This is a genomic window from Streptomyces mobaraensis NBRC 13819 = DSM 40847 (assembly GCF_017916255.1).
In the GTDB taxonomy this organism is placed as follows: Bacteria; Actinomycetota; Actinomycetes; order Streptomycetales; family Streptomycetaceae; genus Streptomyces; species Streptomyces mobaraensis.
In genome coordinates, this window is the sequence record NZ_CP072827.1 from 6,036,383 (window position 1) to 6,051,627 (window position 15,245).

The window sequence follows — 15,245 nt, forward strand, 5'->3', positions numbered from 1 at the left end:
CACAGGAAGCGCGGCGGCGGAAACGAACGCGTGGTGTCACGGCTCCGACGGCGTGAGCCGCACCTACGGCGAACGGCGGACCCCGCACCCGCTGCACCTCGATGTGGCGGCCGGGGCGTGCACGGCACTCTTCGGGCGCAACCGCTCCGGAAAGTCGACGCTCCTGCGCATCGCCGACGACCGCGACCGGCCGACGTGACTCGTCGTCTGGTTGCGGTGAACGTTGCGCAAGAGGTCACGATTCCACGGAGAGTACGCAAGGCGGAACGGAAGACAAGGCATCCATGCTCCCCTGGGCCTGGGCCCCTGGTGAAGTCCAGGCGTTCCTCGCGGCGGCCGGAGGGGAAGGCCACAGGCGGTTCTTCGCGGCCCTGCTGCTCTCGCTCATGGGGCTCCGTCCTGCCGAGGTGTGCGGCCTGCGCCGGGAGGACGCAGACCTGGAAGCGGAGACGTCGAACGTTGCCAACGCGCGGACGCTGTCCGGGAACAGGCGGGGGAGCGGCTGATACCCCTCCCGCCGATGGCGTGCGACGCCAGAGTGGTCCCCGTCGCGTACGCCTGTACGATGCCCGCGCCGCGGGCCTCACGTACTTGGCGAACAAGGGCGTGCTGGGTCACATCCTCGCCCGGTGGGCCGGCCACGCGAACGTCAAGACGACGGAGAAGTGGTACGTGAAGCCCGGCGTGGATGACCTCCGTCCTGCGGCGGAAGCCTGGGGCGGCGTGGTGGAGGCCGGCACCCCCGTCCGTGAGATTTTGTGAGGTGTGGGAGCGTGAGCGGGTGAGCGAGAGTACGCCGAACACCCTGCAATACCGCTTCGACGGGCCGGAAGACGCCCCGGTCCTGATCCTGGGTCCCGCCCTGGGTACCACATGGCACAGGTCGTCGGAAGCGCCTTCTGGCGTCCACGTGGTCTACGTCGCTGCTGTTCATGCAGGTGGGGCCTCTGTGGTCCGGGTGCATCGATGATGTTGGTGACAGCAACGTGACGCGTGATGGTTCCACTGAGGCCCCCTGCCGGGCAGGTGCTGGCAGAGGCCTGCGGGAGCGGGTGAGGACGGATTGTGGCGGTATGCAGCGTTCGGTGACGGTGCCGTTGTATTCCGGCTCTCGGCAGTGCGTCGGGACTTGCACGATCTCTCAGATGCGACCCGACGTGGTGACGGGGGAAATCGTGACTCGCGCCGCCGAGTCGGGGCGCAGCCATCTGTGCGCCGCCTGGTGGAGCTGGTCAGGAGTGACCGCCTGCAGGGTTCGAGGCCATTCCCATAGCCAGGTGTGGGCCAGGCCAAGTGACTGGATATGGGTCAGCATGGCTGCCAGTCCACTCTGTGGGGCGAGGGACGCTGCCAGAGTGCCACAAGCGTGGCCTACCGCGCGGGTCAGCTCATCGAGCGGAACCTGATGGGTTCGTAGCTGCTCGACTTCCTCGAGGAGGATGCGCTGAGCAGCGGATCGGTGGGCGGCCGGGACGTCCACGTTGGCTTCGAGCAGGGAGTGGTCGGTGTAATGGTGGAGGCGGCTCCAAGGTGAGTAGCTCCAGCGAAGGGTTTGCCGGAATTTCCGCATGAGGCGGGCGTTGTATCCGCCGCCGAGGACCAGGTGAGCGGCGTAGAGCGCGGGATGATCCGGGGCAGAGCGGCCGGGGACGGTCCAGGCTGCTCTGACGCAGGCGCTTTCCCCTCCGCCTGCCTGGACTTGCTGCCATCCACGGCGTGGATTCTGCACAGAGGATTGGCTGGGGGATGTCGCAGGAGCAGCGTCGGTCGGCCCCAAGCCTCCAATGAAGTCCGTCAGGACGGAAATAGCCTCATGAGGGTCTATCGAACCTACTGCGGTGAAGCAGGATCGACCAGCATCCAGCGATGCTGTCAGCGGTTCACCGCTCAGGAGTTGTACGGCGAGGTCAATGTCAGCATCGGCCAGTGAGGCCAGGTCGACGTCTGCTGTGTGCCTGCTGTGGAGCATCCGGCGGACTGCGGCGCCCGCGAGGGCGTCGTGGTCGCCTTTCTCCTCGTCCGCGCGGGCTTTGAGGACCGCGGCGTGGCCGGCGAGCTCGTCAGGGGCGCCGGTTGCCTGGGCGAAAGCGCTGGCGAGTTGATGTAGCAGGGTGGTCCAGTTGTGCGCAAGGCAGGTGAGTGACCAGAGCAGGCCCTGGTTGTGTGTGGCAACGGTGAGGCGTCCGCCGTGGTGGGCCACGGCAGGGGCCAGCCCAGCAATTGGGCCGTCGGGGGACGGGAGGGACTCTGCTAACAAGCTGGCGCGTGCGGAGGCCACCTCGGGCGTATTCGGCGTGAGGCGTAGAGGTGTGAAGCCGGTGATCTCGACAAGAGGTACGTCCCCGTAACGGACGGCGGTGACGCTTTGCTGAGGTGTCGGCCTATGAGTAACGAGAGATGCCAGGGGAAGGACAGGTGCACCGGTGATCACTGGGCTGCCTCCAAGGAGAGTACCGCGACGTGTTGCTGGGCGAGGAAGGGAGCAACTGCGCCCACTTCTTCGGGTGTGACGGTGAGGATCTGCAGGGGAAGTTCCTGGACTGCCTCGGCTGCACCGTGCAGCAGCTCCATCGAGCCCACGAGCAGGAGGCGTCCCAATGGCTGGTCCTGGGAGCGCCACATCTGGGAGGCAAGACGCCGGGCCGTACGTGCCACTTCGTCCTGGGACGGACCAGTCCGCGCGATGGTGGCGAGTTCGTCGCGTATCTCGGTGACCAGTTGCTGCGGTGTGATGGTCTCGGCGTGCAGAGCCTCGATGATCCACGGGAGCGGAGCCCGCCCGTCGAAGGGGTTGCCGAACAGGCCGATATAGGTTCCCAGGTCTGTCACTCCCGTCGTGGGGCAGAGTCTGCGGTCCAGTCGGCCTAGCGGGTCATCGACAAGGACGTCGGCGAGTACGACTGCAGCAAGCAGCTCACGTGTGGGACGAGCCGCCTCGGGAGCGCGGAAGGCGATGGCCGTCGCTGGATGAGGGGCGTGAGGGTCGGACCGGCGCAAGAAGCGGTCTTCGGCGAGGGGCGGATCGGCCACGGGAGAGTCCTCGGAGCGCTCAAAGCGTTTGCTGATGGCTCCGAAGGCTTCGTGGATCTGGTCAGCGATGGATGCCTGGTCAAATGATCCACTGACCGTGAGTACAGCATTCGCCGGAGCGTAGAACTTCTGCAAGAAATGATCTAGCTGCTGGGGGGTGAGGGTCTCCACCCGGTCGACACCGTATCCGTTATGGGTGTTTTCTGGTGCGTTGAAGGCAATTTCCGAGATCCACATCCAGGGGAACCCGCCGAACGGTTGGCCGTCAATATTGGCCCGGATTTCGTCTTTGACTATCTGGACCTCTCTGCGCATCACGGCAGGTGACGTCTCCTCGACCGACATTCGCTGTGCTTCGAGCCTCAGCAGTGCTCCGACTTCCGCTTTCGGTAGCACTCCGTAGTAGTCGGTGTGGTCGGCCTGGGTGGTGGCGTTCAGCATGCCACCGCTCTGGAGTATGTGGTTGACCTGCGCCTTCGGAACACCGTCCCATAGCACGTGCTCGCAGAGGTGGGCGATCCCGTTGAGGTCCCTGGGCTCTGTACGGAAGCCGACGTCGTAGTGAACGGCGACGCCGACCAAGCCGTGAGCGTCGTATGGATCAAGAACCACTCGCAGGCCGTTGTCGAGTTTCAGTCGTTCGAAGCCACTGGCCATGGCTGTCACCTCCGGGTGTATCGAGCCAAGTTCCTGTACATGAAACACTCTTGACTCGTTGCTGGCTCCTGCACAAGGTGGCCCAGACATCAAACTGAAAAGCGGAGGGATCACGTGACGAGCGTCCACGAAAAACCGCTGCTTGCGGGTTCATTGAGGGCCAAGGACATCCAGATGGCCGCCACTGCCGATCTGGACCGGCGTGTCGTGCTCATCAGCGGTGCGATCGACGTGAACACGCACGACATCGTCGTGACCTTCGAACTGCCGGAACCCGGCAAGTGGCAGATCATCAAGAGTGAGTCGAACCTGACCGATCTGCCTTGGCTCACCTGGCAGATGACCTGTGACGAACACACCCGCTTCTCTGCCGACAGCGACGCCATGATCGTCTCGCGTCAGTTCGCCAAAACCTTCATGACGCCGGACCAGGACCGCATCACCTTCTATGACGGTGAAGTCAGGCCGGGTGAGGCGGTGTTGAAGATGTTCACGATCGAGGCTGCTCGACGACGGACGACCATCAACCACAACCGGTTCGTTCCCCCGCCCACTGACGTGCCCGGCACGAGTCCTCAACGTCCGGAGCAGCCCACTCAGCCCCGTCCCATCAAACAACAGCTGGAGGAGCAGATCCGGCTGGTGGTGGAGAACGGGATGCCGCCGCGCCCCGCGATCGAGCTCTACATTCCTGTGACGTCGATCAAGGGATGAAGGCTGATGTCCTTCGGGGGGTGCGAGCAGGCACCCCCCGAAGGACTGACCGAGGACGTGAATGAAGACCGCTTACCTTCACCGCTTTGTTGTTGCCCGCACTGTCTCCATGCTCGGCGACCGTGCCGCAGAGAGCGCACTGCCGATCATCCTGCTGCTGGTCACGGACGACCCACTGGTAGCCGGGCTGGTCACCGCCTCCAACATTCTCCCCGCATTGCTCTTTTCCCTTCCGGTGGGCCACCTTGCTGATACCCGGGAACGCCGCGGGCTCTTGATCACGGCTGATGTGTGGCGGGCGGTTCTGGGGCTTGGGCTCGCCCTGGTCCTCCTTGCGCCCGAACCTTCCGTCGCGTTGCTGGTCAGCATCACGTTCCTCATGGGATGCGGTGACGTCCTCTTTTCCGTGGCCTCGCACACCTATCTGCCTGCGCTTGTCCCGTCGACGCGAATCATGCGTGCCAATACCGCTCTGGAGGCCGGGGACGCGGCGGCTACGCTCACCGGCCCGGCGCTCGCCGGCGTTCTCGTCTCCCGGTTCCCGCATCCAGTCGCACTGGTGGTGAACGCCGGTTCCTTCGTCGTTTCCGCGGTATTGCTGGCTCGGCTGCCCACCGCAAGGGCCCCGCATGCCGACGACCACAGGGTAAGCAGCAACTGCCGGACCGCGCGGAGACACGGGGATGTGCTTGCCGGCTTTCGTCTGCTCATCTCCGACCCGCTACAACGGATCCTCCAACTGGCTTGTATCTACATGCACCTGGCCGCCGCCCTGTTCGTCCTGGTGATCGTGGCAGTGTCCGTGCAGACACTGCACATCGGGCCTTTCCGTACCGGTCTCGTTCTCTCCGCGGCGGGGGTGGGGGGCCTCATCGTGACCTTGCTGGTTACCCGATTCGTCGAGCACCTCCCTTGGGGGCTGCTACTCGGCACGGCACTGTGCGGGCTGGCTGCGACCTTTCTGTGGCTGGCCATGGCCCAGGGATTCGTCAGCCTCTTCTTTGCAGCACTGTGCATGGATGCATGTTCCGCTTTCGCCTTCGTCACAGCCGGCTCCGTGCGTCAGGTGTTCACTCCCGCTAAGGCGCTCGGGCGGCTCACGGCCGCTGCGGGCCTCGTCAGCGCAGCCGTGCGTGCCGCGGGCGTCCTGAGCGGCGGTGCTGTCGTGGCTTGGGCGGGTGGCCGTACAGCCGCCGTCGTCCTCGGAGTTATCGGCCTGGTATGTGCCGTGCCCCTGCTGATGGCCCGGACAGCACGCCGTCCGATCGCGGCCGACGCGACACCTGCGTCCTGACCGCACACGTTCTCTCAGTCCAGGAGACCCTTGTGCCCAGCACCTTCTTCCCCGCGCCGGAGGTCCTCGACAGCCCTCGCGGCCGCCAGTTCACCGGGACCATTCGCCAAGCCCTCGCAATTCCACGAACCGCGCTACCGCCCAAAGCCTCCGTCGTCATCATCGGTGGTGGACTGGCAGCCCTCACCCTTGCTGCGCAACTGTGGCACCACGGCATACGCGACTTCCTCCTGCTGGAACGCGAACCACGCCTTACCGGACGCTTCTTCACCCGGGTCGACAACGTCGGCCAACTGGTGCTGCGCAGCCCTTACGAGCACCACCCCGGTGCCGAAGGACACCGGGACTGCGAAATGCTGGATTTCGCCCGGCTGCACTGGTCCCAGTTGACGGAAGTGGAACAACACGAAGTCCGCATGGCGCAGTCGGGACAACGCGGTGTTGCACCCATCGACATCTTCGAGTCCTACTGCTCCCACGTCGCAGCCTCCCACGGCGTGCCTGAGAGGTCACGGCGAGCAGAGGTCCTCGAGGTGGCCGGAGCGGATGGAGGGTGGCAGGTCGTCACCGACCGCGGCACCGTTCAGGCTGCGAACGTCGTGTGGGCAGTAGGCGAACCTCGGCGTCCCGCGCCCCGAACCTGGGACACCAGTTCACCGCGGGTACGCTATTGGGACGAGCCGCAGAACAGTGATGCCCGGAAATCAACACATGCCGTCATCGGTTCAGGGCTCAGCGCCGCCCACATCGTCCATGATCTGTGTGCTCGCGGTGAACATGTGCAATGGATCTTCCGCGGTAAAGAGCACTACCAGTGTGCCGATGTGAACGCCGCTTTCTTCCGCCCGGAAGGCCGGGCGATTTTCACTCAGAGATCACTTGCGTACCGAAGCAGGATGCTCTCGGTGGAGCGTCGTCCGACCGTCATGTTCGAGTTCCGGCCGCGTCTGCAGGCATGGGAGGAGTCCGGCCGCCTCCGGGTTTTCCGGGAGACCGAGATCGAGTACCTCAAAGACCGCGGTACGCACGTCGAGATCGGCCTGGGAGACAGCAGCCCCATAGGAGTGGAGCAAGTCCATCTCGCCCTCGGAACCAAGGCATGCTTCGAGCCCGGACTACGGGACACCGAGGTCCAGTTGTACGGCGGACTGCCTCTGGTCCATGAAGAGACCATGGAGCTCGCCGGCACCACCCGACTGTACGTGATGGGAGCACTGGCGTCCTTGGCGCTGGGCCCGGCGGCACGCAACATCGATGGCCACCGGGTGGCCGCTGCCCGCATCACCACCGCCCTACAGGCTCGAAATGCCGGTGCTGACCAACCAGGATCGAACGGCTGAACAGGACGAGCGAATGATCATCGTGGACTACAAGGGAGCCGAGTCGGCTCTCGAGCCTCAGCTGATCGTGCTGGGAACGGAAAGCGAACGGATCTTTGCAGCACTGGGCATGACCACCCATCTCCGGAGCCTCGGAGAAGTCATGCTCGGCGCGGAACGAGCCGAGCACACCGGCTCATGGTCCCTGAACTGGATGGAGGCGGTAGAGCGCGGCATTCACTTCTGGGAGACCTTCCGCAATCGATTCACCTCTGCCCGCTTGGACGGCATCCGTCGCAACGGAGCACCCAGGGAGAACCTGGCTCGTTGCGGGACGGCTGTTGCCACCGAGCTCGGTCTGCCCGCCGATGACCCACTCGTGGCACTGCTGGCCGTCGCAATGATCCGCCGCGAGGAGTTCGACGACTACGTCCAGAAGAATGCGAAGGGAGCACGCACGTGAGGTACCGGGGAAACCCACCAACACTGGAGCTGTCCGACGCCTTTTACGCACGCTACTGGGAACGCGGCCCAGTGCACGTTCGCAACGCTGCCCCAGGGAGATTCAAGGAGCTCTTCGACACTGCAGCCTTCGAAGAACTCTTGGACTTCGGAGCACTGCGCTCAGGTTTCGTCACCGTCATCCACCAAGGCCGGCCCGTGGCCGCAGAACTGCTCTGCCGTGAACCCCAGGACGTGGGCGGAGTTGAGCACGACGACCTCGTCGACCCGCAGGCGCTGACTCCCTACCGCGAGCAAGGCGCAACGATCATCCTCGCCTGCCTCCAGCTGTACTCCCGGCAAGTGGCGGGACTCGCTCAACGGCTGTCGGATGCCATGAGGTGCGACGTAGAGGCGCACGCATTCCATACACCGGCCAGCACTCACGGCCTGGCTCCGCATTTCGACGGTGAGCCCGGGTTCCTCCTGCAGCTGGAAGGAAGCAAGCACTGGACCCTGCATCCGCCACTCACCGACGGGCTGCCAATTCAAGGCGGCCACCCGCCGATCGACTGGCAGCCAGATGAAACCCTGACCCAGCGGTTCACTGTAGAGCCGGGTGACCTCCTGTACCTTCCTCGAGGCTGGGTCCACTATGCCGATACCACGGAACAGCACTCCCTCCACATAACATTCCAAGCGCTGCTCAACCTCGAACGAGACGTGATCCTTGATCGTGTCGAACGCGAAGTGGACGAGGCTGTACGCAAGGAGGACGTCCTGCCGGTGGTCCCCGAAGACGGACCGTCGGCCTTGGCTGCCCATGTCCGGGTGATATCAGCGAAGTTGGCTGCATGGGCCGATGAACTGGAGGGCGCCGGGCCCGAGTAGCGATCCGGCACGGCCTTTGCTGTGGTCACCACAAGGTGGGGCTGGCCCTTGGGCCAGGAGCAGATCTGAGTTCTGGCGTTACCGACAGCGCCCAACACCGCAGGAATTGAAGAGCCGATACTGTCGATCAGGTTAAGGGGCACACCTGCTGGTGAGAGTCAATCGGCCAGTATTTAGATTGACAGGTAAGTGTTCCGGTGGTCTGCAAGGAATATTGGCCCGATCCCTTTCGGCTGACACCTTGACTATGTGTCGGTATTGCTTAACCCTGGGGTGGGTCGGAGTGCCGTGTCCATGAGCGGAAACGGAATTTTCGTTGCAGCAACGGCGAATCCGGCAAATGGTGAGTCACGTAGGCCACGCTATTCCAACTGCACTAGGAGGAGATTCCATGAGCGAGAAAGGTGTGGAGCGGGACGACTTCGACAGTCTCGTTGCCAGCGTCTCGGCGAAGGTGACTGCCGAGCAGGTTGAGGAAGCCCAACGCGTGTCCCAGGCCCTCTCCGAATCACCGTCGGAGTTCGGCCCAGTCGTCATGTTCGCATTGGACAAGAACTGATTGATCCCCGAGTCGTCCGCCCATCGGGCGGACGACTCGCCGGCCCTCGGGAGCAGTGTTGATCAGCACGCATGGATTGCCAGCAGTTCTCGAAACGCTGTCCGTGCTCGTTGCCTCGGACGGAACTCCCTCGGACGCCGTACCGGCGGGCTCCGCTGCCGGGCGGCTGGCGTGGCTGTGGCAGCAGTACATGCGCCGGCTCGAACCGGCGGTCCCCACGCTCGACACCGACCTCGGCGCACTTCCGGTCCACATCGGCGACACTCCCCAGGGGCAAGCCCTGCTGGACGCCTTCCACCGGGCTTGTGCCGCGGACAGTGTCTCGTACGAACGGCCACGCTACACGGCGGAGGATGCGAACCAGCTGATCCGATCCTCTGAGCAGGTATCGGACGCCCTCGACGGCTTGGCCTCTGCCTGGCCCGAAGTGCGAACGCTGTACGGGCTGCTACTTCCGATCGTGGTGCTCGCCCCATCGCGCAGCCTGGCCGGGGGGACCGCGAGCAGTTTGCCAGGGGTGCTGTGGGCCTCGGTCACACCGGCATGGACCCGGACCGATGTGCAGGAATTCCTTTTGCATGAGCTCGTGCACACCACTCTCTTCCTTGAGGAACGCCGGTACGGCTTCTACCGCAACATGCGTCTGCTGCTCGACGAAGAAAACCTCACACCGAGCGCCATCAGGACAGATCGAAGGCCGTTGGACAAGGTCTTCCACAGTATCGTGGTAGCGACTGAGATCCTTCTGGCCAGAATCCGACTAGGAACGTCCTCTCATTCGGGTGACTCACTGCATCCGGACAGTGAAATCCTCCGGGAGAACGCACTGACCAGCATCAGGGCGGTGCAGAAATTGGACACGAGCAGGCTCCTGACGTCACGGCCGATCGAGATAATGGAAAAATGCCGGACCCATCTTCAGCAGATGGTTCCGTTCCGTTAAGGAGTTTTCATGTACAGCCTGGTGGGCGCTCGCGCGATCACGGAGAACCTGGTGGTGCTCGCGTCGGCCGACGGCACGCCGCCACCTCGCACGCTCAGCGAGCTGCGGACCGCCTTCCGTCGGCGGATGTATTCCTCTCGAAAGGGCTCCCCAGCGTCAATGGCCGCATTGTCGGCAGAACCGGTCGGCAATGGGGAGAGAGAGCCAAGGATCGTCGCCGGTGGAGACGAGCTGCGCAGCCTCGTGCATGGATTCGACTTACCGCGGCACAGCAGTGACGACGTGATACCGGCTCCCGGATGGCGTGTCGAGAAGGTCGTTCTCGGCTGGCGCCAGCTATGCATGCTGGACGACACGCTTGGCGGCCTGGCGGAGGTCGTAGTCGACACTGTGTTCGTGGCCGGTGCTGGTTGGACGGGCTCGATGTCGAACAACAAGCACATTGGGGTCCTTTGGCTCATGCCCGGCCGTGAGTGGCGGAACGAGGAGGTCGTCGAAGCGTTTCTGCATGAGATCACCCACACGACGCTGTTTCTCGACGAACGCCGCTACGGCCACTTTCTGCCTGCGGCCGCTGACGTGCGCGTACGCTCCGCCATCCGGCAAGATGTCCGGGAGTACCCGGCAGTTGTGCACAGCACCCTGGTTGCGGCCGAGCTCCTGGCCTGGCGTGAGCGGCACAGCACTCCGGACATCGCCTGTCGCAGGCTGCACGGACCGACCAGGGAGCTGACGGCACGGGCTCAAGAGGCGCACGCGCAGATTGTGGCAGAAGACCTGCGACGAGGACTGCTTACACCTCGGATGCGTGAACTCGTCGAGGAGGCCGGAGAGCGGATCCGTATCAGCGCCGCATCATCGGCCTGATATGGCGAGCAAGGTCCCACGTTCCCTTGATCCCTGCCACCGATGGTGAGGACGTCATCGTGTACTACACCAGCGGGTTCCACGAGTGTCTGAGTAACCTGGTTGTCCTGGCCAGCACCCGGATGAACGGTGCCGTCCGCACCGAGCAGGACCTCGCCACGGGCCTACGGAACTTCATCGCAGCCACCAACACCACCCAGGCGGCCCCCGGGCCTCTGCACATCGTGGACGACGAGGACCGGCTTCGCACCCTGGCCCGGCAGTTCGGTCGCGAACCTGCAGACAGAAGACGGAAGTTGGCTGCACTCCCCGAGATGGTGGAACTGTTCCAGGACGCTTTGAATATCCTGCCCCCGCAGGCGCAGCGCCTCTTTCGCCTATTGGTGACCGAGGTTGCCCTGTTTGACAGCGAAGTGGTCGTCCCCGGCAGCGGAGCACTGGTAGAGCAGGTGGGTTCCATCTACATCGCCGTAGGGGCTGACTGGACAGCCTCCGACGTGGCCGAGTGTCTTGTCCACGAGATGACTCACCTGTTGTTGCGCTGCGACGAGCATCGCTACGGCCACTACGTCAACCCTGCTGACGCCGTGCGAGAGCAGAAGTTTAGTCGGACCGCCGTATCCTTGACCCAGCGGTCACCCATGGTTGCCTTTCATAGCTTGGTCGTGGCGGCCGAGATCATGGGCCTGCGCTCGCAACTGCGCGGCGGAAATCGCAACTCCCCGGCAGGGGGCGCCCATGGGCCCGACAAACTGCTGGTTCATCGGGCTCTGCAATGCGCGGACGAACTCCTGCAACGGACCGATCGGGACAATCACTACCGTGAGCGCGCCATCGTCCTCATGGAACACGCCGCCACCGGGCTCCGCTCGGCCCTCCCCGAAATGGCTCTCTGATCATGCAGGTATCGCACAAAGGAAGCCGGTTCGTCGTTCTCGACGAGATTCTCGACCCGGCGAGTGAGTCCGCCATGTGGGCCTGGTTCCAGACTCAGTCATTCGGCATCAGCGTACCCGGCAACTGGGGACGTCGCCCGTTCGACGGGGTCGGAGCCTATGCAAGCCCCTCTCTGGTCATCGATGCCTCCGCACCGCCGGCCGAATTGTTGGGACGAACGCTCCTGAAAGCTGCGCAGCTGGCGCAGGACGTGGTCGGTGTGCCAGGAAAGGACTGGCGCGCCGTCAGCCGAACCTGTTGGACGTATCCGGCTGGCGCACAACTGAGTTGGCACAATGACAGTGCTGGTGATCAGACGGGCGCGTACGTCTGGTACGTTCATCCGCAATGGGGCGCCTCCTGGGGAGGCGAGCTGCTCATCGTAGACGAGCCGGCGTCCCAACTGGTCACCAGGGCAATCGAGTCCGGGCTGGTCCGCCCTGGGGAAACCGAGTCCCCACTTGCCTCCGAAGCCGAGTCGAAAGTGCTGTTCAGTGCTCTTGATCCGGTGTGCGTTCAGGCTCGGCCCAACCGTATGGTTTTGCTCATGCGAGACACCTTCCACACGGTGCGACGAGTCGACACTTCCGCAGGAGACCGCTCGCGTTGCTCGGTGGCCGGCTTCTTCCTGACGATGGACGGAGCAAGTCAAGTGGCCAATGAAGAGCAGCAGTCCAGGTCGACGACTGGTACTGCAGGCCTTTCGAGTCAACTGGCAGCACATCAGAGGGCTGAGGGTCGGCCGGTACAGCGTGGCTAACCCCTCCGGCGGTTCCTACCGCGAAGTGTTGAGTCGCCACGCCGCCCGGCACTTGCTCGCGGCGGCAGGGCTGGCACGGCTGTCCATGGGGATGGTGGGACTTGCACTGGTGCTCTCGGTCCGCGAAGCGACGGGGTCGTTCGCCGCGGCCGGCTTCGCGGCGGGCGCCTTCGCCCTGACCGCTGGGGTATTGGCGGCAGTACGTGGACGGTTGATCGATCTCAAGGGCCACCGTCGCGGACTGTGGGTCCTGGGCGCCGGGTACGCCCTCGTGGGCTGTGTCCTCCTGGTACTCGTGATCACGGCGCAGAATCCGGTTGCCCTGATCGCGGCCTCGGGGATGCTGGGAGCCGTTGCCCCTCCGGTATCGGCCGCAACGAGGACTGCATGGGCTGACATGGTTGGCCGTGGACCGCTCCTGTCGACAGCCCTGTCGCTCGACACGGTAACGGAGGAACTGCTCTCCCTCGTAGGACCGGTCATCACCGGGTTCCTCGCCGCGACAGGAAGCCCGGTGATTGCTCTCACCGTAGCGATCGGCCTTGAGGTGCTGGCGGTGGGACTGTTTCCTGGCGGATCGATGCGCACCGCCGCGGCTCCCACCACCACGACTGGGCGCGAGGGGCGGCGGCTGCACAGTTCGCTCCGGGTACTGATCGCTGCGGGCCCGGCACTCGTTCCCCTGCTGGCGGTGGGCATAGGTTTCGGCATACTCGACGTGGCGGTCCCTGCCCTGGCTCTACAGCATGGAGGCACGGCGTCGGCGGGTTGGATGTTGGCGCTCCTGCCGGCCGGTAGCACCCTGGGTGGCCTCTTCTATGGACATCGCACGTGGTCGTCTCCGCTTGCGAAGCGCTACAGATGGCTTTGCCTCATGTTGGCTGTCGGCTTTGCCCCTTTGCCTCTCATGGCCTGGGAACCGTCGGCATTGCCGCTGTTGTTCGTCGCGGGCTTGGTCGTCGCGCCTACGGTCGTTACGTGCTACCTGTTGGTGGACGAGGTGACCCCGGACGGCCGGAAGACGGAAGCAGCCACATGGGTCAGCACTTTCAACAACACAGGGACAGCCGCCGGGTCAGCCCTTTCTGGAGCTCTCGTTGCCGGTTTCCCGCTGGTGGTGGTCTTCACCCTGCCGGCTGTTGCCGTGACCGCCACCACGCTTGGCATGGTGCTGTGGCAGTGGCACCCGGCGCGGAGTGGAGCCGCGAGCGGGTCGGTCGTACGACCGGTGCGGGTGCCCCGCCGTCACTAGCCTCGCTGTTTCGGTTGGGCTCGGTTGAGCGCTGTCCCAGCGATGGCCGGCGAGGGGTGGCCGGTAGGGCGGGCCACTGGGCTGTCCGTCAATGCTGGTCGCGGGTGGACGAGCAGTCAACTCATCGTGATCCTGTCCAGAGCAGGTTCAGTGCCGGTTCGGACGAGGATTTCCGGAAGTGGTCGGGGCATGCGGTTGTGCTGGGGGCGGTGGGACGGTTGCGTGGCACTGTTCCGGGCGGGGGTCTGACTCATGACTTCTTTGACCGAAGTGTCTTGTCACAGACATGTCGACTGTCGTTGCGGGATGGTGCCTGCTGTCACCGAGCCACAGGGCGTGTCCCAATAGGGGCCTTGCCGTCTTTCAGGCGCCGTCACGGTTCAGACCGCCCGGCCAGGCAGGTGCCAGCCACCCAGCACATCACCATGTGGGAGGCGGACCACCATGACGACCAGACAGCGCAGCACTTCCTCCACCAGCACAGGCCCGCCTGCTCGGGACGAGGTCGTCCTGGGTGTGGACACGCATGGCGAGGCTCATGTCGCCGCAGTGGTCTGCCCACTGGGCCAGGTCCTGGGCACCAAGTCCTTTCCGGCCACAGCGGTCGGCTACCGTCAGCTGCTCGCCTGGGCCCGCAAGTTGGGCACGGTGCGCCGGGCCGGGGTGGAGGGCACCGGTACCTTCGGCGCGGGCTTGTCCCGCTACCTGCTGGCGCAGCACGTAGCGGTGTTCGAGGTGAACCGGCCCGACCGCTCGGCCCGCCGTCTGCTCGGGAAGTCAGACCCGCTCGACGCGCAGGCCGCCGCGCGGGCCGTGCTCAGCGGTCGCGCCCGGGCGCGGGCAAAAACTGGCAACGGTCCGGTGCAGAGCGCCCGGATGTTCAAAGTCGCCAAGGATTCCGCGGTCAGGGCCCGTACCCAGGCGATCAACCAGCTCAAGGCCGTCCTGGTCGTAGCCGACCCGGCCCTGCGGGAACGACTGTCCGGCCTGGGCAACCGCGAACTGTTCCGCACCTGCGCACGCCTCGGCCCGCGCGAGGGTGAGGTCGGCGGGGGCGATGAGGGCACCGTAACTGACGCCACCCTCATTGCACTGAGTATGCTGGCTCAGCGCATCGAGCAGCTCACCGGACAGATCGATGAGCTGAATCAGCGACTGACCGGGCTCGTTGAACGCCATGCCCCGCAGCTGCTCGCGCCGGTCGGCATCGGCCCGGACTCCGCTGCCACGCTCCTGATCACCATGGGCGACAATCCCGAGCGGCTGAGCACCGAGGCATCCTTCGCTGCCCTGTGCGGAGTCAGCCCCATCGAGTACTCCTCGGGCGGTCGGAGCTCGCACCGGCTCAACCATGGTGGCGACCGGCAGGCGAACGCCGCTCTGCACCGGATCGTGTTCACCCGGCTGCGCCACGACCCGCGCACCCAGGCGTACTACGAACGCCGCACCCAGGAGGGCAAAACCCGTCGTGAGATCATCCGATGCCTCAAGAGATATGCCGCCCGCGAGGTCTTCAACCTGGTCAGGGCGGTGTCTACCAACCCCCCGTTATAGGGGCGTCCGTGACAGATGAGAGGGTCTG

At 64.7% G+C, this 15,245-nt stretch carries 17 protein-coding genes; 15 read left to right on the forward strand and 2 right to left on the reverse strand.

All coding sequences use genetic code 11. The features are described from left to right. The first annotated feature begins 52 nt into the window (after positions 1–52). The 3 genes from J7W19_RS26060 (at position 53) to J7W19_RS26070 (ending at position 762) form a co-directional block, all read left to right on the forward strand. On the forward strand, positions 53–199 hold the full coding sequence (locus J7W19_RS26060) for an ATP-binding cassette domain-containing protein (protein ID WP_004939322.1): 147 nt from the start codon (positions 53–55) through the stop codon (positions 197–199). An 85-nt stretch (positions 200–284) separates the two neighbouring features. Further along, a complete protein-coding gene (locus J7W19_RS26065) occupies positions 285–506 on the forward strand; it encodes a site-specific integrase (protein ID WP_004939324.1) in 222 nt (73 codons plus the stop codon). An 85-nt stretch (positions 507–591) separates the two neighbouring features. Beyond that, on the forward strand, positions 592–762 hold the full coding sequence (locus J7W19_RS26070) for a hypothetical protein (RefSeq protein WP_154080505.1): 171 nt from the start codon (positions 592–594) through the stop codon (positions 760–762). A gap of 379 nt (positions 763–1,141) precedes the next feature. On the opposite strand, the gene J7W19_RS26075 is transcribed toward J7W19_RS26070, so the two are convergent. Then, positions 1,142–2,200, reverse strand: coding sequence for a M16 family metallopeptidase (locus tag J7W19_RS26075; protein WP_158688724.1), 1,059 nt, complete (start codon positions 2,198–2,200; stop codon positions 1,142–1,144). A 227-nt stretch (positions 2,201–2,427) separates the two neighbouring features. After that, positions 2,428–3,687 (reverse strand): M16 family metallopeptidase, encoded by a 1,260-nt coding sequence (locus J7W19_RS26080; protein ID WP_004939330.1) that lies wholly within the window; start codon positions 3,685–3,687, stop codon positions 2,428–2,430. Between the two features lie 114 nt (positions 3,688–3,801). Between J7W19_RS26080 and J7W19_RS26085 the strand changes: the two genes are divergently transcribed. From J7W19_RS26085 to J7W19_RS26140, 12 genes are all read left to right on the forward strand, one after another. Further along, a complete protein-coding gene (locus J7W19_RS26085; protein ID WP_004939333.1) occupies positions 3,802–4,401 on the forward strand; it encodes a DUF6423 family protein in 600 nt (199 codons plus the stop codon). Positions 4,402–4,462: 61 nt separating this feature from the next. Further along, positions 4,463–5,695 (forward strand): MFS transporter, encoded by a 1,233-nt coding sequence (locus J7W19_RS26090; protein WP_004939336.1) that lies wholly within the window; start codon positions 4,463–4,465, stop codon positions 5,693–5,695. A 32-nt stretch (positions 5,696–5,727) separates the two neighbouring features. Further along, on the forward strand, positions 5,728–7,035 hold the full coding sequence (locus tag J7W19_RS26095; protein ID WP_040887688.1) for an NAD(P)-binding domain-containing protein: 1,308 nt from the start codon (positions 5,728–5,730) through the stop codon (positions 7,033–7,035). After that, entirely contained in the window at positions 7,001–7,477 is a 477-nt protein-coding gene (locus J7W19_RS26100) for a DUF6187 family protein (RefSeq protein WP_158688725.1), read from the forward strand. The genes J7W19_RS26095 and J7W19_RS26100 overlap by 35 nt, the downstream gene beginning before the upstream one ends. Further along, complete coding sequence (locus J7W19_RS26105; RefSeq protein WP_078587660.1) at positions 7,474–8,346, forward strand: JmjC domain-containing protein; 873 nt, start codon at positions 7,474–7,476, stop codon at positions 8,344–8,346. Before J7W19_RS26100 ends, J7W19_RS26105 begins: the two co-directional genes overlap by 4 nt. Positions 8,347–8,737: 391 nt before the next feature. Beyond that, complete coding sequence (locus J7W19_RS26110; RefSeq protein WP_004939354.1) at positions 8,738–8,905, forward strand: hypothetical protein; 168 nt, start codon at positions 8,738–8,740, stop codon at positions 8,903–8,905. A 55-nt stretch (positions 8,906–8,960) separates the two neighbouring features. Beyond that, positions 8,961–9,848 carry an aKG-HExxH-type peptide beta-hydroxylase gene (locus J7W19_RS26115; protein ID WP_004939358.1) on the forward strand — a complete coding sequence of 296 codons (888 nt, stop codon included), beginning with the start codon at positions 8,961–8,963 and terminating at the stop codon, positions 9,846–9,848. A 9-nt stretch (positions 9,849–9,857) separates the two neighbouring features. After that, positions 9,858–10,715, forward strand: coding sequence for an aKG-HExxH-type peptide beta-hydroxylase (locus J7W19_RS26120; RefSeq protein WP_004939362.1), 858 nt, complete (start codon positions 9,858–9,860; stop codon positions 10,713–10,715). 59 nt (positions 10,716–10,774) lie between these two features. Further along, positions 10,775–11,611: an aKG-HExxH-type peptide beta-hydroxylase gene (locus J7W19_RS26125; protein ID WP_106429506.1), complete on the forward strand. Its 837-nt coding sequence runs from the start codon at positions 10,775–10,777 to the stop codon at positions 11,609–11,611. 2 nt (positions 11,612–11,613) lie between these two features. Further along, positions 11,614–12,411: a 2OG-Fe(II) oxygenase gene (locus tag J7W19_RS26130; protein WP_078587663.1), complete on the forward strand. Its 798-nt coding sequence runs from the start codon at positions 11,614–11,616 to the stop codon at positions 12,409–12,411. After that, positions 12,404–13,663 (forward strand): MFS transporter, encoded by a 1,260-nt coding sequence (locus J7W19_RS26135; RefSeq protein ID WP_106429498.1) that lies wholly within the window; start codon positions 12,404–12,406, stop codon positions 13,661–13,663. The genes J7W19_RS26130 and J7W19_RS26135 overlap by 8 nt, the downstream gene beginning before the upstream one ends. A 444-nt stretch (positions 13,664–14,107) precedes the next feature. Next, complete coding sequence (locus J7W19_RS26140; protein ID WP_040887691.1) at positions 14,108–15,217, forward strand: IS110 family RNA-guided transposase; 1,110 nt, start codon at positions 14,108–14,110, stop codon at positions 15,215–15,217. Positions 15,218–15,245: the final 28 nt, after the last annotated feature.